Below are 21,609 nucleotides of genomic sequence, written 5' to 3' on the forward strand. Positions count from 1 at the left end.
TGACGCGGACTCCCCCGGGATATTTTTGGCCGCTGGAAGCCGCAGGCGGCTCAGCGGGTGGGCACGGGCTCTTCGCCGCGATAGTCGTAGAAGCCGCGCTGGGTCTTGCGGCCCAGCCAGCCCGCCTCGACATATTTGGTGAGCAGCGGGCAGGGGCGGTATTTGGTGTCGGCGAGCCCGTCATGCAGAACGTTCATGATCGCAAGACAGGTGTCGAGCCCGATAAAATCCGCAAGCTCCAGCGGGCCCATCGGGTGGTTGGCGCCCAGCTTCATCGCCATGTCGATGGAGCGGACATTGCCCACGCCTTCGTAGAGCGTATAGACCGCTTCGTTGATCATCGGCATCAGCACGCGGTTGACGATGAAGGCCGGGAAATCCTCGGCGGAGGCGGCGGTCTTGCCCAGACGGTCCACCACGGCGAGGCAGGCGCGATAGGTCTCCTCGTCGGTGGCGATGCCGCGGATCAACTCCACCAGCTGCATGACCGGCACCGGATTCATGAAGTGGAAGCCCATGAACTTTTCCGGACGATCGGTGCGCGAGGCCAGCCGGGTGATCGAGATCGAGGAGGTGTTGGAGGTCAGGATGGTGTTGGGCTTGAGATGCGGCAGCAGCCCGTCGAAGATCTTCTGCTTGATGGCTTCCTGTTCGGTCGCCGCCTCGATCACCAGATCGGTCTGCGCCACGTCGACCACGTCCAGCGTGGGACGGATGCGCGCGCAGGCGGCATCGCGGTCTTCGGCGGAGATCTTGCCGCGACTCACCTGACGGTCAAGATTGCGCTCGATCAGGGCCACCGCCTTGTCGAGCGTGTCCTGACTGACATCCGAAAGCCGCACCTCGTAACCGGCCAGTGCCATGACATGGGCGATGCCATTGCCCATCTGCCCTGCCCCGATGATCCCGATGCTGTTGATTTCCATGGCGCGGATCCCCGTTTTTCCGCCGCAACAATAGGCGCGCGGGCGGGCGGGCCGCAAGGCGGCAGCGGGCAATTTTTGTGGCATTTTAGGATTAGCGAAATGGCAAGCTTCATGACCGACTCTGGCGGCGGGTGTGGACTAAAATGGGTGGAGACATGAGTTTCGCCGGTGGGGCTCCGGGGGGCCTGAATTACTGTCCCTGTCGTTACGGGCGCTCGCGCGTCCTGTTTCGCGGCCCGCGTCGGCCGCTTGATTTGCCCTATCTCGCCTTTCTGGGGGGATCGGAAACCTATGGGCGGTTCGTGGACCTGCCCTTTCCCGCGCGGGTGGAGCCGCAGCTGGGCCTTCCTTGCGTGAATTTCGGCATCCCCAATGCGGGGCTGGACCTGTATCTCAGCGATCCCGCCGTGCTGGAGGCGGCGGAGCGGGCCGAAACCGTGGTGCTGCAGATCCTTGGCGCGCAGAACATGTCCAACCGGTTCTACAGCGTGCATCCGCGCCGCAACGACCGGTTCCTGCGCGGCTCCGACCGGCTGCTGGCGCTGTATCCGGAGGTGGATTTCACCGAGTTCCACTTCAACCGGCACATGCTGGGGCGGCTGCACGACCTGTCGCCGGAGCGGTTCGCGCAGATCACCGCCGAACTGCGGCTGGCCTGGGTCGCGCGGATGAAGCATCTGCTGGCACTGCTGCGCGGGCGGGTGGTGCTGCTCTGGGTGGCGGAGCATCTGCCGCCCGAGACCCCGCAGGAGGGGCTGGCGCGGGATCCGCTGTTTGTCGACCGCGCCATGCTGGAGGCGCTGCGCCCCCGGGCGGCGGCGCTGCTGGAGGTCGAACTGTCGGAGGCGGCGCGGCAGCGCGACACCGAAGGCAAGGTGTTCGCGCCGCTCGAAGCCGGGGCGGCGGCGGAATCGCTGGGGCCGCTGGCCCATGCCGAGGTGGCCGAGGCGCTGGGGCCGGTGCTGGCAGCGCTCCGGCCATGACCGCGCTCAGGCGGCGGCGGGGGACATCATCCGCTGGCCAAGGGCTGTCAGCCGGTCAAAATGGCCGCGATAGCCCGCAATGGCGGTCTGGACGAACTCCGCCTGCACCGCAAACAGCGTGCCGGGATCGGTGCAATGCAGCAGCCGGTGCTGCAGGGCCATGTCCTGCCGCAGCCGGGAGGCGTAGAATTCCTGCACCTCCTCGGCGATGTCCAGCCAGCCCTCCACAAGTGCTGTGGCGGCATAGGGGCCGAAGCTCCAGCTCAGCCGGACCTCCTGTGGTGGGGGCGGGGCGCCGGTCAGGGGAATGTCGCGCAGATGCGTGGTCATGGTCTGATCCTCCCAAGCGAAAAGCCTGAGAGGAGCCTAACACGGCTCGCCCCCGCGCGCGGTGATTCCCGTCACCCGGCGCCGCGCGGTCACAGGCTCGCCTGCACCGCCGCGATGCTGTCGTCCAGAATTGCGGCAGTCCGGTCGATCAGCGCCTCATCCATGACCAGCGTCGGCGACAGGATCAGGATATTGCCCAAGGGCCGCGCGATCAGCCCGCGCTTCTGCGCCTCGCGCGCAAGGCGCAGGCCGATTCGGTCTTCGGGGGCGAAGGGCGCGGCGGTGGCCTTGTCCTTCACGAATTCGAGGCCCATCATGAAATGGCTGCCCCGCACCTCGCCCACGATGTCATGCCGGTCCAGCTGCCGCAGCAGGCCTTCGAAGCGCTTGCCGGTGGTGCGCACCCGCTGCGGGATCTGCTCGGCCTCCATCAGCGCGATATTGGCCAGACCGGCGGCGGCGGCGGCGGGGTGGCCGGAATAGGTCATGCCGTGGAAGAACATGCCGCCGGGGCCGGAGATCACCTCGTGGATCTCGTCGGACAGGATCGTGGCCGACAGCGGCTGATAGCCCGAGGTCAGGCCCTTGGCGGTGGTGATGATGTCGGGCACGATGCCGAACACGTCTTCTGACGCGAACATGTGCCCCAGCCGCCCGAAAGAGGTCACCACCTCGTCGGTCACGTATTTGATGTCATGGTCGCGGCAGATCTCGAACATCGCCTGATGATAGCCCTCGGGCGGCACGATCACGCCCCCCGCGCCCATGATCGGCTCGGCGAAGAAACAGGCGATGGTTTCGGCGCCGTAATGCTGGATGGTGTCGCGCAGATCCTGTTTCAGCACCTCGAGGAACTCCGCCTCGGTCATGCCCTGCCCTTCGCGCCAGTGATGCGGGCAGCGCAGGTGATGCACAAGGCTGTCCTCGCGGCTCCAGCCTTGGGAATAGCCGGGCGTGGTCATGGCGACGGTCAGGTGGGTGGAGCCGTGATAGGCGCCATGGCGGCACAGGATGCGGCGTTTGCGCGGCTGGCCCAGCCGGTTGTAATAATGATGCAGGATGCGGATCGCGGTTTCATTCGCAACCGAGCCGGAATTGCCGAAATGCACCTTGTTGAGCGTGCCGGGCGCCAGGTCCGCCAGCTTGGTGGCGAGCGCCGCGGCGGCGGGATGGGTGAAGTTGTAGAAGGTCGAATAGAAATCCAGCGTCTCGAGCTGGGCGGTGATGGCGTCGATGATCTCGCGCCGCCGGTGGCCGACATTGACACACCACAGCCCGCCGATGCCGTCGATCAGCTGGTTGCCTTCGCTGTCGCGGACATAGGCGCCTTCGGCCCCCACGATCACGGTGCGCTGCCCGGACTGTTTGAGGAAATCCAGATCGGCCCAGCTTTGCACAAGATGGGTGTCGGCGGTCAGCACGCCGTCGGTGGTGATGTCCAGATCAAGCGACATGGGTCAGATCTCCAGATAGTCCTGTTGTTGGGTTGAGCGGAGCTCGGGCGCCAGAGGCACGTCCAGATCCGCGATCAGCAGCGCCTCGCCCCGGCCCGCGCTGACCAGCGGGCGCGCGTCCGGCCCCACGATCAGCGACAGCCCGCCATAGGCGAGCCCGGCTTCGGCGCCGCAGTAATTGGCATAGGCGATGGTCACCCCCGCCTCTGCCGCGCGGGCGGGCACCAGCGCGGTGGACACATGGCCAAAACCTTCGGGATTGGCGGTCGGCACGAGGATCAGCCGCGCCCCCTGCGCGGCAAGCGCCGCGACATGAGGCGCAAATTCCACGTCATAGCAGATCAGCAGGGCGGCACGGACCCCGGCCAGATCGAACAGGCAGTAGCTGGCGCCGGGGCGGAAGCTGGCCTTTTCCATCGGGCCGAACAGCTGGATCTTGCGGTAATGGCCCAGTTCCTGCCCCTGCGCGTCCCACGCGGTGGCGGCGTTGTAGACCGCCGCCCCGTCCCGTTCCGCCCAGCCCAGCACCAGCCCGCAGCCCGCCGCCCGCGCCATGGCGGACAGGCGCTGCGTCCAGGCCCCGCCGCGCGGTTGCGCCAGCGCCCCGTGCAAATCCGGCCGGTTGTAGCCCGGCAGGAACAGTTCGGGACAGACCAGCATCAGCGCCCCTGCCCGTGCCGAAGCCTCCAGCAGCGCCCCGAGCCGGGTCAGCCCCGCCTCGGGATCGCCCGTGCCCGGCGGCCCCTGATAAAGCGCCAGCCGCATGGTCACTTCTTCAGGTTGGTCCAGATCGCGTCATACATGACCTGCACCTCCTGCGGGCAGGGCTGCACGAACACGCCGGTCACGTCCGAGGGCGGGTTGCTTTCCGGGGAATTGGCCACCTCGGGCGCCAGAAACTCCGACACGCCCTTCACCCCCGCCGAATACTGGGCGTAATTGGTGACGGCGGCGGCGTTTTCCGGCTCCAGCAGGAAGTTCATGAACTTCAGCGCGTTGTCGCGGTTGGGCGCATCCTTCAGCAGCACCACATTGTCCATCCAGACGATCATGCCCTCCTTGGGGAAGACGTATTCGATGGGCGCGCCTTCGGCCCGGGCCTTGGCGGAAAAGCCCGACCAGATCATGCCCGCCGCCGCGTCGCCCGACACCAGCACATCCTTGGCCACATCGGAGCCAAAGCTCGCCCACTCCGCCTTGGCGCCCATCACCAGATCGTTGAGCGCCTTGAGCTGCGCGCGGTCGGCGCTGCATTGCGGGATGCCCAGATACAGCGAGGCCAGCGTCAGCGTCTCGCCGCTGGTGTCCAGCACGTTGATCTTGCCCGCCAGTTCCGGCGGCGGCGCGAAGATCAGGCCAAGGCTGTCGGCGGTGCCGTCATAGACCTCGCGGTTGACCGCAAAGGAGGTGCTGCCCCACTGATAGGGGATCGAGGAGGTGCGGCCCGGATCAAAGGCCACGTCCAGCCAGCGGTCTTCGATATTGCCGTGGTTGGGCAGCTCTTCGGGGGTGAAGCTGTCGAGCATGCCTTCCTGTTTCAGGATGTCGACCATGTAATCGCCGGGCACCGCCACGTCATAGCTGCCCAGCCGCCCGGCTTTCAGCGCGGCCAGCAGCGCCTCGTTGCTGTCGAAGGTGTCCATGGTCACCTCGACGTCGTATTCGGCGGCGAACTTGTCCAGCAGCTCCTGCGGGATGTATTCGAACCAGTGATAGATCGACAGCTTGCCTTCGGCCTGAGCGGCGCCTGCCAGCGTCAGCGCCAGCAGCGAGGTGGTGAGAAGGGTCTTCATGTCTTGGTCTCCGCTGTTGGGGTTTTATCGTTTCTGTCCCGCCCGTCCGATCAGCCAGGACAGCGTGACGCAGACCACCGAAACGCCCAGGAGCAGCGTCGAAATGGCCATGATGTTGGGCTTGATGCCCTGTTTCACCGATCCGAAGATGGCGGTCGGCAGGGTCTCGACCCCCGCCCCCTTGACGAAGTTGGTGATGAGGAAATCGTCAAGCGAGATGATGAAGGCGAGCAGGAAGCCCGACAGGATGCCCGGCGCCATCAGCGGCAGCAGGATCAGCCGGAACGCCTCCCACGGGGTGGCGTAAAGATCCATCGCCGCCTGTTCATAGACATCGGGCACCGACTGCATCCGCGCCGAAATCGGCAGGTAGGCGAAGGGGATGCAGAACACCACATGCGCAAGGAAGATGGTCAGCAGCCCGGTGGTCAGCCCGATGGTGATGAAGAACACCAGCGAGGCGACGGCGGTCACGATCTCCGGCACCATCAGCGGCAGGTTGATCAGCGCAAGGCTGGCCAGCTTGCCCCGGAACCGCCCCGCCCGGGTCATCGCCACGGCGGCGGCGGTGGCGATCAGCGTGGCGCAGGTGGCGGCACCAATGGCGATGGTGAAGCTGTTGAGGGCGGCATCGCGGAATTTCGGTGCCTCTGGCCCGGTGAACACGTCCACATACCATTTCAGCGAAAACCCGCCCCAGCGCGTGATCGAGGTGCTTTCGTTGAAGCTGTAGACCGCGACGATGACCAGCGGCGCATAAAGGATGAACAGGCACAGCACGGTCAGCGGGCGGAAGCCGGTGAAATGGCGCAGGTCGGTCATGTCCGGTCTCCCTTGGTCTGGGCCCGGGCATGCAGCAGCAGCACGGCCATCACGATGCTGAGCAGGATCATCGAGGCGGCGGCCCCGAACGGCCAGTTGCCCGCAGCGCCCTTGAACTGTTCCTCGATCAGCGACCCGATCATGAAGGTCTTGGCGCCACCCAGCAGGTCGGGCGCAAGGAACGCCCCCAATGAGGGCACGAAGACCAGAATGCAGCCTGCCACGATGCCGGGCTTGACCACCGGCAGGATGATCAGCCGCAGCGTGGTCCAGCTGTCGGCATAAAGATCCGCCGCGGCTTCGGAGAGCGAGAAGTCATAGCGTTCCACCGCCGCATAGATCGGCAGCACCATGAAAGGCAGGTAGCTGTAGAACAGCCCCAGCTGCACCGCGAAATTGGTGTTCACCAGCGCCAGCGGCGTGTCGATGATCCCGGTCCAGAGCAGGAATTCATTGAGCGGCCCGGTGTCACGGATCAGGAATTTCATCGACACGGTGCGGATCAGCAGGTTGACCCAGTAAGGAATGGTGATGAGGAACAGCCAGACCGACCGCACCCGCGCGGGCCGGGTGGCGATGAACCACGCGGTGGGAAAGCCGATCAGCAGGCACAGCACCGTCGCCAGCCCCGCCTGCCAGATCGACCGCCAGAAGATGCCGATATAGGTCCATTCGATGCGGGGCGGCTCGTCTCCGAACAGGCCGCGGTCCAGAAAGAACTGGTCATAGGCGGCCAGCGTGAAGTCCCAGATGACCCCGCCCCGGAATTCCTTGGTCAGCACGGAATAGACCGCCATGATCAGCACCGGCGCGACAAGGAAGATGCCGACCCACAGCCAGACCGGCAGCAGCAGGCGCGGCCCGTTGCCGCGATAGATGTCCGACCCGGCGGAGGCGCCCTGTGGCGCGGCGCCCGCCATCAGTCCGCCAGCAGGCGCGCGGCGCCCGCCTCGATCCGCAGGCCAAGGGCTGCGCCCGGGTCCGGCACGGCGCCGCTGCCCGCCTGCTGCCGCACCACCAGCCGCGCCCCGTCCGCCAGCCGCATCAGCAGCTGCGTGTCGGTGCCCAGATAGACGTGATCCTGCATCACCGCCGCCAGATCGCCCTGCCCCGCAGCGCAGAGCGACAGCCGCTCTGGCCGCACCGACAGATGCCCCGGCCCGGGCCGCGCGCCCGGCGCGGCGGGACAGTCCATCGCAGCACCGCCCGGCAGCTGCAGCCGCGCTACGGCGCCGCTGACCTGCGTCACGGTCACGTCGATCAGGTTGGTCTCGCCGATGAAATCGGCGACAAAGCGGGTCTGCGGCGCCTCGTAGATTTCGCGCGGGGGGCCCACCTGCTGCACATGGCCCGCCGACATGACCGCGATGCGGTCGGACATGGTCAGCGCCTCTTCCTGATCGTGGGTGACAAAGACAAAGGCGATGCCGGTCTCGCGCTGAATGGCCTTCAGCTCGCTGCGCACCGCCTGCCGCAGCTTCAGATCCAGCGCCGACAGCGGCTCGTCCAGCAGCAGCACCTTGGGCCGGGGCGCCAGCGCCCGGGCCAGCGCCACGCGCTGCTGCTGCCCGCCCGACAGCTGCCCCGGTCGGCGCTGCGCAAACTCTGACAGCTGCACCAGCCGCAGCACCTCGCGGCCCCGCGCCTCGGCATCCCGCGTGCCCCAGCCCCGGCGCAGCAGGCCGAAGGTCACGTTGTCGAGCACGGTCATATGCGGAAACAGCGCGTAATTCTGAAAGACGGTGTTCACCATCCGCTTGTGCGGCGGCAGCGGCGCGATGTCCTCGCCATGCAGGCGGATCGCGCCGCCCGACACCTGCTCGAAGCCAGCGATGCAGCGCAGCAGCGTGGTCTTGCCACAGCCCGAGGGCCCGAGCAGGGTAAAGAACTCTCCCTCTGCAATCGCCATCGAGACGCCATGCAGCGCGGTCACGGTGCCATACCGCTTCACCACGCTGTCGATTTCCACCGCCTGTGCCACGTCCAGCATCGAATCCCCTTGAACCATACCCCCGGTTTCTGGTGATTCAGGCTAAGGTCCCCGAAATCGAGGGGTATATACCCCCAAGGAGGTATCATGCGGGAGCTTCCCAACTCTGCCGAAGAGCATCTGGGCCGCGCTATCGCGGCGCTTGGCGGCGAAGGGTTTGCCCCCGCGTTTTACCTTTGGCTGTCGCGCTGCTTTGAAATCGACAACACCACGATGCTGGCCTATTTCCAGCAGCACCGCCCGCAGGTGCTGTTCACGCAGTCGCGCGAGAAGCGGGTGCATGAAAAGCTGGAAACGGATTATCTGTCAGGTGCTTACCTTCTGGACCCGTTCCATGACCTGCATGTGCGGCGGGTGCGTCCGGGGATCTACCGGCTGCGCGACATCGCCCCCGACGCCTTTCAGCGGAACGAATATTTCGCCGCCTATTACCGGCGCACCACCCTGATCGACGAGATCGCCTATGTCGCCTATCCCGCCGAGGGGGTTTCGGTGCATGTCTGCCTTGGCCGCGATGCCACATCCGGACAGGGGTTTTCGCCGCGCGATCTGGATCATGCCCAAAGAATAGCCCCGATTGCCTGCGGATTGTGCGAAAAGCAATGGCAGGGCCTGTCCTCTTCGGGGGATTATACCGAAGCCGCGCTGACCGGGCGGCTGATCGAGGCGCTGCGCCGCCGCCATGCCATCACGCTCAGCCCCCGGCAGGCAGAGGTGGCGCTGCTGATCCTGCGCGGCCACAGCTCCGTTTCGATCAGCCTGCGGCTGGAAATCAGCCCGCAGACGGTCAAGGTGTTCCGCAAGCAGCTTTACCGGAAATGCCGCATCTCCTCGCAGGGGGAGCTGTTTTCGCTGATCCTGCCGCTGCTCTCCGACTAGGCCGGGAAGAAATCGCGTGGCATGGCAGGCAGGCAGGCCATGCGCGTCCGCCAGTCGGCCATGGCAGGCGACGGCGCCACGCCTGCCCTGTCGATCCAGCGGACATAGCCCCAGATGGCGCAGTCGCCGATGCCGGGCGCTGCCCCGTGGAAAAACGGCCCCGCCCCCAGCAGCCGGTCAAAATTGTCCCGGTCGGTGGCATAGCGGGCGCGCAGCCAGTCCAGCGCGCCGGGCGGGAAGCTGTCGCCGCCGGGGCGGCGCGATTCCACCAGCTGCGGCAGGCACATGCCGATGCGGTTCGCCTCCCACAGGATCAGTTCTGCGCCGCGGCGCAGGTCATGGGGCTGCTGCCCCGGCAGCGGCCAGCGCCGCGCCACCTCCATCAGGATGGCGCCCGACTGCAGATGCGGCACGCCATCGGCCATAAGCAGCGGCACCTGCGCCAGCGGACTTGCCGCCAGAAACTCCGCCGGGCGGGTGGCCGTGGGCGCCCAGATGTCGACCCGCCGCAGCTCATGCGGCACCCCCGCCAGCGCGAGGGCCAGCGCCACCTTGTTGGCATGGCCGCTGTCGGGGTGGCCGTAAAGAACAAGCTCTGTCATCGCGCGCTCCGCATCCTGTGGCCCCCAGCCAAGCCGGGAGGCGGCGCCGCTGTCAAATTCCGTTTTGTGGGCGCTCCGTCACCCCCCGTGATGGCGCCTGCGCGCGGGGGCTTGACGCAGCCGGGGCAAAGGCGCGGAATGCCGCGCAGCGCGGTGCCGGGACGTGCCGCCACACAGCCGGAGGCCGCCATGACCATCCACGATCCCGCCGCCGCCCTGCGCGCCAATGTCGCCACGCCGTTCGAGGCGGCACACGCGATGCCGGTGTCGGTCTATACCTCGGACGAATTTCTGGCGCTGGAGGAGCGCCATGTCTTTGCGCAAAGCTGGCTCTGTGCCGGGCGGGCCGATGCGCTGAAAGCGCCGGGCGATTACCTGACCATGGAGATTTCGGGCGAGCCGGTGATCGTGCTGCGCGACCGCGACGGCGCGCTGCGGGCGATGTCGAATGTCTGCCGCCACCGCATGTCGATCCTGCTGGAAGGGCGCGGCCATGTGCGCGCCATCACCTGCCCCTATCACGCCTGGACCTACAATCTGGATGGCAGCCTGCGCGGCGCCCCCGCGATGGATCTGAACCAGAGCTTCTGCAAGGAAGCGCTTGGCCTGCCGCAGATCCGCTGCGTGGACTGGAAGGGCTGGATCATGGTCACGCTTGATCCCGACCTGCCCGACCCCGGCGCGGGGCTGCGCGAGGTCGACGATCTGGTGGGCTACCTGCCGATGCAGGACTATGTGGAAACCTTCCGCGAGGAGCATCGCTGGAACACCAACTGGAAGATCCTCGCCGAGAATTTCATGGAAAGCTACCACCTGCCCATGTGCCATGGCGGCACCATCGGCGGGGCGGTGGATCTGCGCAAGATGACCTGCCCCGAAGGCTTTGCGGGCTTCAATTACCACCACATCCTGAAAGACGACAGCATCGCGCTCTCCATTGCCCACAAGGACAATACCGAGCTGCAGGGCGAGGACCGCTACCGCACATGGCTGCTGGCGATCTATCCGTCGCTGCTGATCACGCTGACCCCGGGCTATTTCTGGTATCTGTGCCTGACCCCGGACGGGCCGGGGCATGTGAAGATCCTTTATGGCGGCGGGCTGCATCCGGATTTTGCCAATGATGCCGAGGCGCCCCAGCATTTCGCCACGCTGAAAGCCCTGCTGGATGCGGTCAATGACGAGGATCGCGGCTGCACCGAGCGGGTCTGGAAGGGCATGCAGTCGCGCCATGCGACCCCCGGCGCGCTGTCGCATCTGGAGCGGCCGAATTATGAATTCGCCCGCTGGATCGCCTCGAAACTCCCGGCCTGAGCCCGGGCGGAGAGGAGGCCGGGGGTTTCACACCCCCGGACCCCCGTGGAGTTTAGGGGCAAGATGAAGGACGGATCAATCGCGCGGACCGACATTTTCGCGGAACGCCTTGTCGAAGGCGGCCTGCTGGTCCGGGCTGGCTTCGGTCTGGGTCTGCGCCCGCCAGTCCTCATAGGGCATGCCGTAGAAGATCTCGCGCGCCGTGTCCTTGTCCATGTCGAGGCCGCGGGCATTGGCCGCTTCCTGATACCAGCGCGACAGGCAGTTGCGGCAGAAGCCCGCCAGCGTCATCAGGTCGATGTTCTGCACATCGGGGCGGTCTTCCATCAGGTGCTGGCGCAGGCGGCGGAAGGCGGCAGCTTCGAGTTCGAGGCGGGTCTGGTCGTCCATCGGGGTCTCCTGTCAGTCGGGGATGCGGGCAAGGGCCCGGCGCAGCAGCGGCGCGAGGCGGTCTGCCCAGTGCTGCTGGGTTGCGGGCGTGGCGATCAGGTCGTTGCGCAGTTCGATCAGCGTGTTGTGGCGGCCATGGCGCAGGGCGTGCCGGTCGATGGAATCGCCCGGAAGGTGGCCGGGATAGGGCTGGTTGCGGCCCACCACCAGATCGGGCTCCGCCTGCAGCAGGTCGATCAGCGGATCGGAGAGGCGGCTGTCGGAGGCATGCAGGATCCCCACCTGCCATGGCCGCGGCGCGCGGCCCCGCAGCTGCGGCGTGAAGCTGTGCAGGGCGACGATCACCGGGTCGGTCTGGCGGGCGGCCAGATCCGCGATGGCGTCGTGATAGGGCTGCCAGTAGGCCGCGACGCGGCGCGCGCGCTCTTCCGGTCCGGCGTGGCGGTTGCCGGGAATGACCGATCCGTCGTAAAGCCGCATGAGCTGCGTCGGGTCGCGCCCGCCCCGGTTGGGGTCGATCACCAGCCGCGAGAACCCCGCCCAGACCACCGGGCTGTCGAGCGCCGTAGCCAGCGCCCGCGCCACGCCCAGGGCGCCCGGATCCCACGCGATGTGGCGGGCCATGTCCTCGTCCGGGAGTCCCAGCGATCCGCCCAGATCCGGGGGCACGGCATTGGTGGCGTGGTCGCAGGTGACGAGAAACCGGCCTTGCCGTCCCGCGCCTTCGATATGGACGGGCTTGTGGGTCATGATACCTTCGCAGTTTGCCGTCATTTCATAGAGGAGTTGCGCGGCAAAGGGAATTCGACAATAACGGCGGCGGCGTTAGCGATAACCGTCCGCGAGATCGTTCAACGGTAAACCATCGCCGCCGCACCGCGTGTTGTGCCGAGCCAGGGAGACGAAGATGAGACGTTTGCGCAAAGTCAAGATTGTGGCCACGCTGGGCCCGGCAAGCAACACCTACGAGATGATCCGCGCCCTGCACGAGGCCGGGGCTGACGTGTTCCGGCTGAACATGAGCCATGGCACGCATGAGGACATCACCAAGATTCACCGCGCCATCCGGCAGGTCGAAAAGGATCTGGACAGCCCCATCGCCATCCTCGCCGACCTGCAGGGGCCGAAGCTGCGCGTGGGCGAGTTTGCCAATGGCTCCGAGGAGCTGGAATGGGGCCAGACCTTCCGGTTCGACCTGGAGGACGCTGCAGGCGACAGCCAGCGCGTCTGCCTGCCGCATCCGGAGATTTTTGCGGCCCTTGGCGTGGGCGCGCATCTGCTGGTCAATGACGGCAAGATCCGCATGCGGGTCGAGGAATGCGGCCCCGATTTCGCCAATTGTGTGGTCGAGGCGGGCGGCACCATTTCCAACCGCAAGGGCGTGAACGTGCCCGATGTGGAACTGCCGCTGGCGGCGCTGTCGGCCAAGGATCGCGACGATCTGGAATTCGCCGCAGCCCTCGGGGTGGACTGGCTGGCGCTGAGCTTCGTGCAGCGGCCCGAGGACGTGCAGGAGGCGCGCAAGCTCTGTGACGGGCGCGCCGCGATCCTGTCGAAGATCGAGAAGCCCACCGCCGTGAAGCGGTTCGACGACATCCTTGCCGTGTCGGACGGCATCATGGTGGCGCGCGGCGATCTGGGTGTGGAACTGCCGGTGCAGAGCGTGCCGCCGATCCAGAAGCGGCTGATCCGCAAATGCCGCTCTGCCGGGAAACCGGTGATCGTGGCGACGCAGATGCTGGAATCGATGATCGAAAGCCCGATGCCCACCCGCGCCGAAGTGTCGGACGTGGCCACCGCGATCTATGAAGGCACCGATGCGATCATGCTGTCGGCGGAATCGGCGGCGGGGCAGTATCCGGTCGAGGCGGTCACCACGATGAACAACGTGGCGATCAGCGTCGAGAAGGATCCGACCTATACCGAGATCATCGAGGCCAGCCGCAACATCAAGCGCACCACCGTGGCCGATGGCATCGTCGCCGCCGCGCGCGAGATCGCGGAAACCGCCGATGTGAAGGCGATCTGCTGCTTCACCTCCTCGGGGACCACGGCGGCGCTGGTGGCGCGCGAGCGTCCGCGGGTGCCGATCATCGCCCTGACCAGCCTGCGCGGCACCGCGCGGCGGCTGTCGCTGACATGGGGCACCCATTGCGTGATGACCGGCGAGCTGGAGCGGTTCAAGCAGGCCGTGGTCAATGCCGCACGCGCGGCCCGCGCGCAGGGCTATGCCGGGGCGGAAGACCACATCATCGTGACGGCAGGCGTGCCCTTCAACATGTCGGGCACCACCAACATCCTGCGCGTCGCGCCCTGTGACGAACGGCTGATCTACTCCACCGATCCGGAATAGGCCGCAGCGCCGTTGCCAGACGGGCCCGCCCCGGTCTACGCTGATGCGTCGGACCATGGGCGGGCCTTTTCATGTCGACGGATCAGTTTCTGGTGCTCGGGTTTGTTCTGGGCGTGCTTGGGGTTGCGGCGGCCATTGCGGCATGGGCCGATGGCCGGGTGCCCCGGCTTGGGGCGGTGCTGCTGGTGGCAGGTCTGGCGCTGGCGCTGCACGCCCATGTCAGCAAGCCCGGCGGCTATACCGCCGAAAACCTGCCCGATGTCATCTATGGGGTGATCGGCGATCTGATCCGCTGATCTGCGCCGGAAGGGCTTGCACAGGCGGGAGCGGGCTTTTATAGGGGCGCTTCCAACTGCGCGGCCGGCCGGAGTGGCATGCCGAGTCGCGTTTTGTCACGCACTCGTGAAGGAGACGAAAATGCCCAAGATGAAGACCAAGTCGAGCGCGAAGAAGCGCTTCAAGATGAGCGCCACCGGCAAGGTGATCACCGCTCAGGCCGGCAAGCGCCACGGCATGATCAAGCGCACCAAGAAATTCATCCGCGACGCCCGCGGGACCACCACGCTGTCCCCCCAGGACGCCAAGATCGTCAAGGGCTATATGCCCTACGACCGCTGATAGGAGGCCAGAGACATGTCCCGAGTCAAAGGTGGTACCGTCACCCACGCCCGTCACAAGAAGGTCATCAAGGCTGCGAAAGGCTATTATGGCCGTCGCAAGAACACCTTCAAGGTGGCAGCCCAGGCCGTCGACAAGGCCAACCAGTACGCGACGCGCGACCGGAAGAACCGCAAGCGCAACTTCCGCGCGCTGTGGATCCAGCGGATCAACGCCGCCGTCCGCGCACATGACGAAGCGCTGACCTATTCGGCCTTCATCAACGGCCTGAACAAGGCCGGCATCGAAGTGGACCGTAAGGTGCTGGCCGATCTGGCCGTGCACGAGCCGGAAGCCTTCGGCGCGATCGTCGATCAGGCCAAGGGCGCGCTGGCCGCCTAAGCGGAGCAGCCCTGTGCTGAGATACAACGCCGTCCGGATCTCCGGGCGGCGTTTTCCGTTTGCGGCCCGTGCCTGCGGTGTCGGGCAGAGGGGGCTCTGCCCCCGTCTGCGCCAAGGCGCAGCCTCCCCCGGGATATTTTCGGTCAGAAGATGCCGGGCGCGCGGCGGCGCTTCTTGCGCAGACGGGGCGCAGCCGGTAGGTCAGGCGCGCAAGTGATGCACCGAAGAGGCCCCCGATGGACGATCTGCGCGACAAGTATCTGGACCTGATTGGCACCGCGGCAGGCGAGGCCGCGCTGGAGGATCTGCGGGTGCAGGCCCTTGGCAAGAAGGGCGAGATCAGCCTGCAGATGCGCGAACTGGGGCGGATGAGCCCCGAAGAGCGGCAGGTGATGGGGCCGAAGCTGAACGCGCTCAAGGACGAGATCACCGAAGCGCTGGCGCTGAAGAAGGCGGCGCTGGCCGATGCCGCGCTGAACGAGCGGCTGGCGGCGGAATGGCTGGACGTGACCCTGCCCGGGCGCCCGCGCCGCATGGGCAGCCTGCATCCGGTCAGTCAGGTCTGGGAAGAATGCACCGCGATCTTCGCCGATATGGGCTTTGCCGTGGCCGAAGGTCCGCAGATCGAAGAAGACTGGTATAATTTCGACGCGCTGAACATCCCCGGCCATCACCCGGCCCGCGCCGAGATGGACACGTTCTACATGCACCGCGCGGAAGGCGACAACCGCCCCCCGCATGTGCTGCGCACCCATACCTCGCCGGTGCAGATCCGGTCGCTGCTGGCGCAGGGCGCGCCCATCCGCATCGTGGCGCCGGGCCGCGTCTATCGCGCCGATTACGACCAGACCCACACGCCGATGTTCCACCAGATCGAGGGTCTGGCCATCGACCGCGAAATCTCCATGGCCAATCTGAAATGGGTGCTGGAGGAATTCTTCTCCGCCTATTTCGGACGGTCGGTGAAGACCCGCTTCCGCGCCTCGCATTTCCCGTTCACCGAACCTTCGGCAGAGGTGGACATCCAGTGCCAGTGGAAAGACGGCACCGTGACCGTGGGCGAAGGCGACGACTGGCTGGAGGTTCTGGGATCCGGCATGGTGCATCCCAAGGTGCTGACAGCGGGCGGAATCGACCCCGCGCAATGGCAGGGCTTTGCCTTCGGCATGGGCATCGACCGCATCGCCATGCTGAAATACGGCATCCCGGATCTGCGGGCGTTTTTCGAATCGGATCTGCGCTGGCTGCGGCATTACGGCTTTGCCGCGCTGGACATGCCCACCCTGCATGGCGGTTTGTCGCGCTGACCGGTGAACCCGCGCGGCGTTCATGCGTTCGCGCGGTATGAGGCTCTTTCATCACAGCAACCGCACCCGGAATGCCGAAACCCGGCGCGTCTATGCGCTGTTCGAGCTTGTCTATACCGTCGTGGATTTTGCCGCGGCGGTCTGCTTTCTGTCAGGCGCGCTCCTGATGTTCGTGGACGATGCCAAGACCGGATCCACATGGCTGTTCGTGATCGGGTCGGTGCTGTTTCTCAGCAAGCCCGCGCTGCGGCTGGCCCGCGAACTGCAGCTTTTGCGCATGGGCCGCGTGGGCCAGCTGGCGCGGCGCGCCGGAGATGACGAGGAAGACGGCTAGGGCTCTGGCAGGCGGATGCCCGGCACGCTGCGCGCCGTGATCTGGCTGCGGCAGAAGTCCACAAAGGCGCGCACGGTGCGCGGCGCCTGTGCCCCCTGCATCAGCACCAGCCCCAGCGCCAGAGGCCGTGGCGCCCCGGTCAGCGGCACATAGCGCAGCGGTCGCCCGTCCGGGGCCAGATCGGAGCGGGGGTGGATATTGGCCAGCGAATAGCCGAAGCCATTGGCCACCAGCGACCGCATCGTGGCGAAATCCCGCGTCCGTTCCGCAATCTGCGGCACCAGCCCCTGCGCGGTGAAGAAGGACAGGAAATAGGCGCCGCTCTGCGGCAGATCCAGCAGCACCATGGGACAGGGCGCCAGATCGGCCACCGACAGGCTGGTGCGCGAGGCCAGCGGATGCGCCTCGTCCAGCAGGGCATAGGGCGGCAGGCTGACCAGCGGCAGAAACTCCAGATCGTCGGGGATATCCAGATCATAGGTCAGCGCCACGTCCAGATCGGCACGGCGCAGCGCCTCGATCAGGGCGGGCTGGGTCATTTCCTGCTGGGTGAAGGCCACTTCGGGCCAAGTATCGGTGAAGCTGCGGCGCAGCTGCGGCAGGACGAACTGCGCGAAGGTCAGGAAACAGCCCACCCGCAGCGGGCCGCGCACGGTGCCCGAAATCTCGCCGGCCAGCGTGGTCAGTGCCGCAGCCTCTGCCAGCACCACGCGGGCCTGCGCGATCAGCCGCTGGCCGCTCTGCGTGGGCAGCAGCCCCTGCGCGTGGCGGCGGATGAACAGCGGCAGGCCAAACTCTGCCTCAAGCTGGGCGATGGCGGCAGAGATCGACGGAGAGGAGACGTTCAGCCGTTCGGCGGCCCCGGCGATGGAACCGGCCTCGCCCACGGCCACCAGATAGTCCAGCTGCCGGAGGGTGAAGCGCCGCGCCATCTCAGCGCCGCGAGCCCAGCCATGCCAGCCGCACGAAGCTGCGTTCGACCAGCGCCATGGCCGGGGCGCGCTGCCCGGCGGAGCGCAGCGTCAGGTCGGTGTCCATCAGCATGGCCAGCGCATCCTCCAGCCGGTCGGCGGTCCAGCCCGAGGCCTGCCGCAGCATCCGGTCGCGGCGCGGGCCAAACAGCGGCGGGCGCAGGCGCTGCACCCCGGCCTGCGGTCCGCCGGGGGCGGCGGCCAGCGCGTAAAGCACCCGGAAATGCCGCATCGCCATGATCAGCAGCGTGACTGGCGCCACCCCCTGCCCGCTCAGCCGCTGCATCAGCGGGCCGATATCGGCGGTGCGGCCTTCGGCCACCACGTTCAGGATGTCGTCCAGCTCCGCCTCGATGGAGGCGGGGGCGCAGGCCTCCACCTCTTCGGGGGTGAGGGGGGCGGGATCGTCCAGCTTGAAAAGCGCCACCTTGTCCAGCACCTGCCGGAAATCGCCCGGGTCCAGCGCGCGGGCCAGATGCTCCAGCGCGTCCCATGCGGCGCGGTCCACCCGGTCCAGCCCGGCCTTGCGCAGCGCCGCCTCGATCTCTTCCCGGCCGGGCGGGTCGGAATAGATGCCGATGGCATAGGCCTGCGGCGCGCTCTCAAAAAGCTTGCGCAGGGCGGATTTGGCGGTCAGCGATCCGGCGGTGACCAGAATCTGCGCATCCCCCGGACGCCAGTCCGACAGCGCGGCCCCCAGCGGTTTGACCAGACCATCGGTCGCTTCTTCGACAAAGACCACGCGCGGGCCGGGAAAGAACCCCTGCGCCTTGACCGCATCCAGCAGCAGCGCCGGATCCTTGCGCAGATCCGCCCCCGACATGCGGGTCAGGCGCATTTCCGCCTCGCCTTCGGGGCCGACCAGCGCCGCGATGATCTCCTGCCGCCGATGCGCGATGCGCATCACATCCTCGCCGAACAACAGCACGCCCGCCCGGTCGGGATCAGGCCGCCGGAAATAGGCCTGCGCGTCGCGGCCCGACAGCTTCATTGCGCAAGTTCAGCCGCGTGCAGCAGCAGCTCGTCCAGAATCTGGTCGGCCAGAATGACCATCAGCCGTTCTTCGGCATCCCGTTCGGCGGATTGCGTGGCGGCGGTGGAGCCGGTGGTGGAATAGGCGGTGAAGGATTCGGTGGTTCCCCGCAGCCGTGCGGCATCGCTGGCCCGGTCGCGCAGCGTGTAAACGGCGGTGCCCTGCAGGCGGACGCGGGTGATGTTGCCATCGGCCAGCGCGCCCAGCCCCTGCGATTCCGTCTCCACCGCGACCTGCAGCAGATAGGCGCCACCGGGCGCGCGGCCCAGCCGTTCCTCCAGCCGCCGGTGCAGCAGATACTGCTCGGGGCTGTCGGGTTCCGGCAGGGCGACATTGTCCAGCAATGCAGACCCGCCGCCCTGCGGCCCGTAGACCGGGGTGAACCCGCAGCCGCCAAGGGCTGCGAGCGAGATCAGAAAGGTTCTTCGGTCAGGCAACCACATTGACGATCCGGCCCGGCACCACGATGAGCTTCTTCGGCGCGGCGCCATCCAGCGTCCGCACCACAGCTTCGTGTGCCAGCACAAGTTTTTCAATCTCTTCCTTCGCCATGTCCTTGGGCACGGTCAGTTCGCCCCGGCGCTTGCCATTGACCTGAATCGGCAGCGTCACGCTGTCTTCGACCAGCATCGCCGGATCGGCCTTGGGCCAGTCCGCATTTGCGATCAGCCCCTCGCCGCCCAGCATCTGCCACAGCTCTTCTGCCAGATGCGGGGTCATCGGCGACATCAGCTGCGCCAGAACCCGCGCCGCCTGCCGCTTGGCCCCGGATCCCGCCTGCGATTTCGACAGGGTGTTGGTGAAGCCGTAAAGCTTGGCGATGGCGGCGTTGAAGCCGAAACTTTCGACCCCCAGCGTCACGTCATGGATCGCCTTGTGCATCTCGCGCAGCAGCGCCTCGTCCTCGGCGCTGGCGGGCGCGTCGGCGGCGACAACCTCCGCCGCGATCCGCCAGACCCGCGCCAGATGGCGGTGCGCCGCCTCTGCCCCGGCGGCGGTCCATTCCACGTCGCGTTCCGGCGGGCTGTCGGACAGCACGAACCAGCGCGCGGTATCGGCGCCATACTGGCCGATGATCGCCACCGGATCGACCACGTTGTTCTTGGATTTCGACATCTTGGCCGAAGGGATGATCTCTACCGCGCGGCCATCGGCAAGGAAGGCGCCGCCGTCGCGCAGCTCCACCTCTTCGGGGTAGTGATAGACCGGGCGCCCGTCCTTTTCGGTCTTGTAGATCGCGTGCGTCACCATGCCTTGCGTGAAAAGCGCATTGAACGGCTCGCGGCACTGCTCGGGCAGATGACCGGTGATGTTCATGGCCCGCGCGAAGAACCGCGAATACAGCAGGTGCAGGATCGCGTGTTCGATGCCGCCGATATACTGGTCGACATTCATCCAGTAGGCGGCGTCTTCGGCCACGGTGGGCGTGTCGGCATCAGGCGCGGTGAAGCGGGCGAAATACCACGAACTGTCCACAAATGTGTCCATCGTGTCGGTCTCGCGCCGCGCGGCTGCGCCGCAGGTGGGGCAGGTGCAGTCGCGCCATGTCGGGTGGCGGTCCAGCGGGTTGCCCGGGATGGAGAAATCGATGGGCGTGCCGCCTTCGTCATAGGGCAGCAGGACCGGCAGGTTTTCCTTGGCCTCGGGCACCACGCCGCAGGTGTCGCAATGCACCACCGGAATCGGGCAGCCCCAGTAGCGCTGGCGGCTCAGCCCCCAGTCGCGCAGCCGGTATTTGGTCACACCATGGCCCACGCCATTGGCTTCGCAGAAGGCCACCGCCGCCTCGACCGCCGCATCGCCGGTCTGCTCTTCCTCGCCGGCGACCAGCCGGGTGTAGCGCACCTTTTCCGACTTCATCGGCACGAAGGGCGCCGCCTGAATGTCATGCTCTCCCTCCAGCGGGGTGAAGGTGGCGACAATCGGCAGGCCGTATTTGGTGGCGAATTCGTGGTCGCGCGCGTCATGGGCCGGGCAGCCGAAAATGGCGCCGGTGCCGTAATCCATCAGGATGAAATTCGCCACATAGACCGGCAGTTCCCATGCCGTGTCAAAGGGATGGCGCACCCGCAGCCCGGTGTCGAAGCCGCGCTTCTCGGCCTTTTCCAGCTCCTCCTCGGAGGTGCCCATGCGGCGGCAGTCGGCGTTGAACGCGGCAAGCTCGGCATTCTCCTCCTCCAGCGCCCGGGCCAGCGGATGATCCGGCGAGATGCCGACAAAGCTTGCGCCCAGCAGGGTGTCGGGCCGGGTGGTGTAGCATTCGATCCGGTCAAAGCCCTCGGGGGCCTCGATGGTGGAAAAGGCGAACTGCAGCCCGCGCGACCGCCCGATCCAGTTGGCCTGCATCAGCTTCACCTTGGCGGGCCAGTCATCCAGACTGTCGAGCGCATCCAGAAGCTCGCCGGAGAAATCGGAGATCTTGAAGAACCACTGCGTCAGTTCCTTGCGCTCCACCAGCGCGCCCGACCGCCAGCCGCGCCCGTTCTCCACCTGCTCGTTGGCAAGCACGGTCATGTCGACCGGATCCCAGTTCACCACCGCGTTCTTGCGATAGACCAGCCCCGCCTGCAGCATGTCCAGAAACAGCGCCTGCTGCTGGCCGTAATATTCCGGATCGCAGGTGGCGAACATCCGCGACCAGTCCAGCCCGAAGCCCAAGGGCTTCATCTGCTCGACCATCGTGTCGATGTTGGAATAGGTCCAGTCCTTGGGATGGCCGCCGCTGGCCATGGCGGCGTTTTCGGCGGGCATGCCGAAGGCATCAAACCCCATCGGGTGCAGCACGTTGAAGCCGTTCTGCTTTTTATACCGCGCGATCACGTCGCCCATGGTGTAATTGCGCACATGGCCGATATGGATGCGCCCCGATGGATAGGGGAACATCTCCAGCACGTAATATTTCGGCTTGTCGGCGGAACGGATGGCCTTGAAGGTCAGGGCCTCGTCCCAGACTTTCTGCCATTTCGGCTCGATCAAGGCGGGGTCATAGCGCTGCATCTTGCGGTCCCTCGGAACGGATGGGTCTGGGCGGGTGATAGGGCCAAGCCCGGTCAGCGTCCAGTGCAAGGCGACATTTCGGCCACCGGAGGGGGGAAATGCAGGCAAGGTGCGGATTTGCGCCATTGGCGT

24 protein-coding genes are annotated in these 21,609 nt (G+C 66.5%); 9 read left to right on the plus strand and 15 right to left on the minus strand.

Annotated features, from left to right (window positions below; all coding sequences use genetic code 11):
• Window positions 1-50: 50 nt before the first annotated feature.
• Window positions 51-926 (minus strand): 3-hydroxybutyryl-CoA dehydrogenase, encoded by an 876-nt coding sequence (locus VK682_RS00750; protein ID WP_230794658.1) that lies wholly within the window; start codon window positions 924-926, stop codon window positions 51-53.
• Between the two features lie 155 nt (window positions 927-1,081).
• Between VK682_RS00750 and VK682_RS00755 the strand changes: the two genes are divergently transcribed.
• Window positions 1,082-1,909, plus strand: a complete 828-nt coding sequence (locus tag VK682_RS00755; protein ID WP_324781307.1) for a DUF6473 family protein — start codon at window positions 1,082-1,084, stop codon at window positions 1,907-1,909.
• A 6-nt stretch (window positions 1,910-1,915) separates the two neighbouring features.
• Here the strand turns inward: VK682_RS00755 and VK682_RS00760 are convergent, their stop codons facing one another.
• The 7 genes from VK682_RS00760 to VK682_RS00790 all read right to left on the minus strand — a co-directional run bounded on the left by VK682_RS00760 (window position 1,916) and on the right by VK682_RS00790 (window position 8,298).
• Entirely contained in the window at window positions 1,916-2,239 is a 324-nt protein-coding gene (locus VK682_RS00760) for a phasin family protein (protein WP_230794660.1), read from the minus strand.
• Between the two features lie 89 nt (window positions 2,240-2,328).
• Entirely contained in the window at window positions 2,329-3,693 is a 1,365-nt protein-coding gene (locus VK682_RS00765; protein ID WP_089842181.1) for an aminotransferase class III-fold pyridoxal phosphate-dependent enzyme, read from the minus strand.
• A 3-nt stretch (window positions 3,694-3,696) separates the two neighbouring features.
• Window positions 3,697-4,458 (minus strand): carbon-nitrogen hydrolase family protein, encoded by a 762-nt coding sequence (locus VK682_RS00770; RefSeq protein ID WP_230794661.1) that lies wholly within the window; start codon window positions 4,456-4,458, stop codon window positions 3,697-3,699.
• A gap of 2 nt (window positions 4,459-4,460) precedes the next feature.
• Window positions 4,461-5,486 carry an extracellular solute-binding protein gene (locus tag VK682_RS00775; RefSeq protein WP_089842185.1) on the minus strand — a complete coding sequence of 342 codons (1,026 nt, stop codon included), beginning with the start codon at window positions 5,484-5,486 and terminating at the stop codon, window positions 4,461-4,463.
• 24 nt (window positions 5,487-5,510) lie between these two features.
• Window positions 5,511-6,308, minus strand: a complete 798-nt coding sequence (locus VK682_RS00780) for an ABC transporter permease (protein WP_324781308.1) — start codon at window positions 6,306-6,308, stop codon at window positions 5,511-5,513.
• The gene (locus VK682_RS00785) at window positions 6,305-7,228 is read right to left on the minus strand and encodes an ABC transporter permease (protein WP_230794663.1); all 924 of its coding nucleotides are present in this window, start codon (window positions 7,226-7,228) and stop codon (window positions 6,305-6,307) included. The genes VK682_RS00780 and VK682_RS00785 overlap by 4 nt, the downstream gene beginning before the upstream one ends.
• Window positions 7,228-8,298, minus strand: a complete 1,071-nt coding sequence (locus VK682_RS00790) for an ABC transporter ATP-binding protein (protein ID WP_324781309.1) — start codon at window positions 8,296-8,298, stop codon at window positions 7,228-7,230. The genes VK682_RS00785 and VK682_RS00790 overlap by 1 nt, the downstream gene beginning before the upstream one ends.
• 87 nt (window positions 8,299-8,385) lie before the next feature.
• On the opposite strand from VK682_RS00790, the gene VK682_RS00795 reads away from it, so the two are divergent.
• Window positions 8,386-9,177, plus strand: coding sequence for a helix-turn-helix transcriptional regulator (locus VK682_RS00795; protein ID WP_089842194.1), 792 nt, complete (start codon window positions 8,386-8,388; stop codon window positions 9,175-9,177).
• Here VK682_RS00795 and VK682_RS00800 read toward each other — a convergent pair.
• The gene (locus tag VK682_RS00800; protein ID WP_324781310.1) at window positions 9,174-9,779 is read right to left on the minus strand and encodes a glutathione S-transferase family protein; all 606 of its coding nucleotides are present in this window, start codon (window positions 9,777-9,779) and stop codon (window positions 9,174-9,176) included. The two genes, VK682_RS00795 and VK682_RS00800, sit on opposite strands and share 4 nt — an antisense overlap.
• Window positions 9,780-9,968: 189 nt before the next feature.
• Between VK682_RS00800 and VK682_RS00805 the strand changes: the two genes are divergently transcribed.
• A complete protein-coding gene (locus tag VK682_RS00805) occupies window positions 9,969-11,093 on the plus strand; it encodes an aromatic ring-hydroxylating oxygenase subunit alpha (RefSeq protein WP_230794667.1) in 1,125 nt (374 codons plus the stop codon).
• A 75-nt stretch (window positions 11,094-11,168) separates the two neighbouring features.
• Here the strand turns inward: VK682_RS00805 and VK682_RS00810 are convergent, their stop codons facing one another.
• Window positions 11,169-11,483, minus strand: coding sequence for a DUF1244 domain-containing protein (locus VK682_RS00810; protein ID WP_089842202.1), 315 nt, complete (start codon window positions 11,481-11,483; stop codon window positions 11,169-11,171).
• Between the two features lie 12 nt (window positions 11,484-11,495).
• Entirely contained in the window at window positions 11,496-12,233 is a 738-nt protein-coding gene (locus tag VK682_RS00815) for an N-formylglutamate amidohydrolase (RefSeq protein WP_230794668.1), read from the minus strand.
• 157 nt (window positions 12,234-12,390) lie between these two features.
• Here VK682_RS00815 and pyk point away from each other — a divergent pair, with 157 nt between their 5' ends.
• The 6 genes from pyk (at window position 12,391) to VK682_RS00845 (ending at window position 16,476) form a co-directional block, all read left to right on the plus strand.
• Window positions 12,391-13,836, plus strand: a complete 1,446-nt coding sequence (gene pyk, locus VK682_RS00820) for a pyruvate kinase (RefSeq protein ID WP_230794669.1) — start codon at window positions 12,391-12,393, stop codon at window positions 13,834-13,836.
• Window positions 13,837-13,907: 71 nt separating this feature from the next.
• Window positions 13,908-14,132 (plus strand): hypothetical protein, encoded by a 225-nt coding sequence (locus tag VK682_RS00825; RefSeq protein WP_230794670.1) that lies wholly within the window; start codon window positions 13,908-13,910, stop codon window positions 14,130-14,132.
• Between the two features lie 121 nt (window positions 14,133-14,253).
• Window positions 14,254-14,454, plus strand: coding sequence for a 50S ribosomal protein L35 (gene rpmI / locus VK682_RS00830; RefSeq protein ID WP_089842216.1), 201 nt, complete (start codon window positions 14,254-14,256; stop codon window positions 14,452-14,454).
• Between the two features lie 15 nt (window positions 14,455-14,469).
• Entirely contained in the window at window positions 14,470-14,835 is a 366-nt protein-coding gene (gene rplT / locus VK682_RS00835) for a 50S ribosomal protein L20 (RefSeq protein WP_089842220.1), read from the plus strand.
• Between the two features lie 236 nt (window positions 14,836-15,071).
• A complete protein-coding gene (pheS, locus tag VK682_RS00840; RefSeq protein ID WP_230794671.1) occupies window positions 15,072-16,142 on the plus strand; it encodes a phenylalanine--tRNA ligase subunit alpha in 1,071 nt (356 codons plus the stop codon).
• Between the two features lie 37 nt (window positions 16,143-16,179).
• Window positions 16,180-16,476: a YrhK family protein gene (locus VK682_RS00845; RefSeq protein WP_230794672.1), complete on the plus strand. Its 297-nt coding sequence runs from the start codon at window positions 16,180-16,182 to the stop codon at window positions 16,474-16,476.
• On the opposite strand, the gene VK682_RS00850 is transcribed toward VK682_RS00845, so the two are convergent.
• The 4 genes from VK682_RS00850 to leuS are packed head-to-tail and all read right to left on the minus strand — an operon-like array spanning window position 16,473 to window position 21,477.
• Window positions 16,473-17,408, minus strand: coding sequence for a LysR family transcriptional regulator (locus tag VK682_RS00850; RefSeq protein WP_230794673.1), 936 nt, complete (start codon window positions 17,406-17,408; stop codon window positions 16,473-16,475). The genes VK682_RS00845 and VK682_RS00850 overlap by 4 nt on opposite strands.
• Window position 17,409: 1 nt before the next feature.
• Complete coding sequence (holA, locus tag VK682_RS00855; protein WP_089842232.1) at window positions 17,410-18,438, minus strand: DNA polymerase III subunit delta; 1,029 nt, start codon at window positions 18,436-18,438, stop codon at window positions 17,410-17,412.
• Complete coding sequence (gene lptE, locus VK682_RS00860) at window positions 18,435-18,923, minus strand: LPS assembly lipoprotein LptE (RefSeq protein ID WP_089842235.1); 489 nt, start codon at window positions 18,921-18,923, stop codon at window positions 18,435-18,437. Before lptE ends, holA begins: the two co-directional genes overlap by 4 nt.
• Window positions 18,910-21,477: a leucine--tRNA ligase gene (leuS, locus tag VK682_RS00865; RefSeq protein ID WP_230794674.1), complete on the minus strand. Its 2,568-nt coding sequence runs from the start codon at window positions 21,475-21,477 to the stop codon at window positions 18,910-18,912. Before leuS ends, lptE begins: the two co-directional genes overlap by 14 nt.
• Between the last annotated feature and the right edge of the window lie 132 nt (window positions 21,478-21,609).

Source organism: Salipiger marinus (assembly GCF_035481585.1).
In the GTDB taxonomy this organism is placed as follows: Bacteria; Pseudomonadota; Alphaproteobacteria; order Rhodobacterales; family Rhodobacteraceae; genus Salipiger; species Salipiger marinus.

Coding starts and splice junctions, on each gene's coding strand:
- VK682_RS00750 (WP_230794658.1), bottom strand. CDS start 926: ATGGAAATCAACAGCATCGGGATCATCGGGGCAGGGCAGATGGGCAAT.
- VK682_RS00755 (WP_324781307.1), top strand. CDS start 1,082: ATGAGTTTCGCCGGTGGGGCTCCGGGGGGCCTGAATTACTGTCCCTGT.
- VK682_RS00760 (WP_230794660.1), bottom strand. CDS start 2,239: ATGACCACGCATCTGCGCGACATTCCCCTGACCGGCGCCCCGCCCCCA.
- VK682_RS00765 (WP_089842181.1), bottom strand. CDS start 3,693: ATGTCGCTTGATCTGGACATCACCACCGACGGCGTGCTGACCGCCGAC.
- VK682_RS00770 (WP_230794661.1), bottom strand. CDS start 4,458: ATGCGGCTGGCGCTTTATCAGGGGCCGCCGGGCACGGGCGATCCCGAG.
- VK682_RS00775 (WP_089842185.1), bottom strand. CDS start 5,486: ATGAAGACCCTTCTCACCACCTCGCTGCTGGCGCTGACGCTGGCAGGC.
- VK682_RS00780 (WP_324781308.1), bottom strand. CDS start 6,308: ATGACCGACCTGCGCCATTTCACCGGCTTCCGCCCGCTGACCGTGCTG.
- VK682_RS00785 (WP_230794663.1), bottom strand. CDS start 7,228: ATGGCGGGCGCCGCGCCACAGGGCGCCTCCGCCGGGTCGGACATCTAT.
- VK682_RS00790 (WP_324781309.1), bottom strand. CDS start 8,298: ATGCTGGACGTGGCACAGGCGGTGGAAATCGACAGCGTGGTGAAGCGG.
- VK682_RS00795 (WP_089842194.1), top strand. CDS start 8,386: ATGCGGGAGCTTCCCAACTCTGCCGAAGAGCATCTGGGCCGCGCTATC.
- VK682_RS00800 (WP_324781310.1), bottom strand. CDS start 9,779: ATGACAGAGCTTGTTCTTTACGGCCACCCCGACAGCGGCCATGCCAAC.
- VK682_RS00805 (WP_230794667.1), top strand. CDS start 9,969: ATGACCATCCACGATCCCGCCGCCGCCCTGCGCGCCAATGTCGCCACG.
- VK682_RS00810 (WP_089842202.1), bottom strand. CDS start 11,483: ATGGACGACCAGACCCGCCTCGAACTCGAAGCTGCCGCCTTCCGCCGC.
- VK682_RS00815 (WP_230794668.1), bottom strand. CDS start 12,233: ATGACCCACAAGCCCGTCCATATCGAAGGCGCGGGACGGCAAGGCCGG.
- pyk (WP_230794669.1), top strand. CDS start 12,391: ATGAGACGTTTGCGCAAAGTCAAGATTGTGGCCACGCTGGGCCCGGCA.
- VK682_RS00825 (WP_230794670.1), top strand. CDS start 13,908: ATGTCGACGGATCAGTTTCTGGTGCTCGGGTTTGTTCTGGGCGTGCTT.
- rpmI (WP_089842216.1), top strand. CDS start 14,254: ATGCCCAAGATGAAGACCAAGTCGAGCGCGAAGAAGCGCTTCAAGATG.
- rplT (WP_089842220.1), top strand. CDS start 14,470: ATGTCCCGAGTCAAAGGTGGTACCGTCACCCACGCCCGTCACAAGAAG.
- pheS (WP_230794671.1), top strand. CDS start 15,072: ATGGACGATCTGCGCGACAAGTATCTGGACCTGATTGGCACCGCGGCA.
- VK682_RS00845 (WP_230794672.1), top strand. CDS start 16,180: ATGAGGCTCTTTCATCACAGCAACCGCACCCGGAATGCCGAAACCCGG.
- VK682_RS00850 (WP_230794673.1), bottom strand. CDS start 17,408: ATGGCGCGGCGCTTCACCCTCCGGCAGCTGGACTATCTGGTGGCCGTG.
- holA (WP_089842232.1), bottom strand. CDS start 18,438: ATGAAGCTGTCGGGCCGCGACGCGCAGGCCTATTTCCGGCGGCCTGAT.
- lptE (WP_089842235.1), bottom strand. CDS start 18,923: ATGTGGTTGCCTGACCGAAGAACCTTTCTGATCTCGCTCGCAGCCCTT.
- leuS (WP_230794674.1), bottom strand. CDS start 21,477: ATGCAGCGCTATGACCCCGCCTTGATCGAGCCGAAATGGCAGAAAGTC.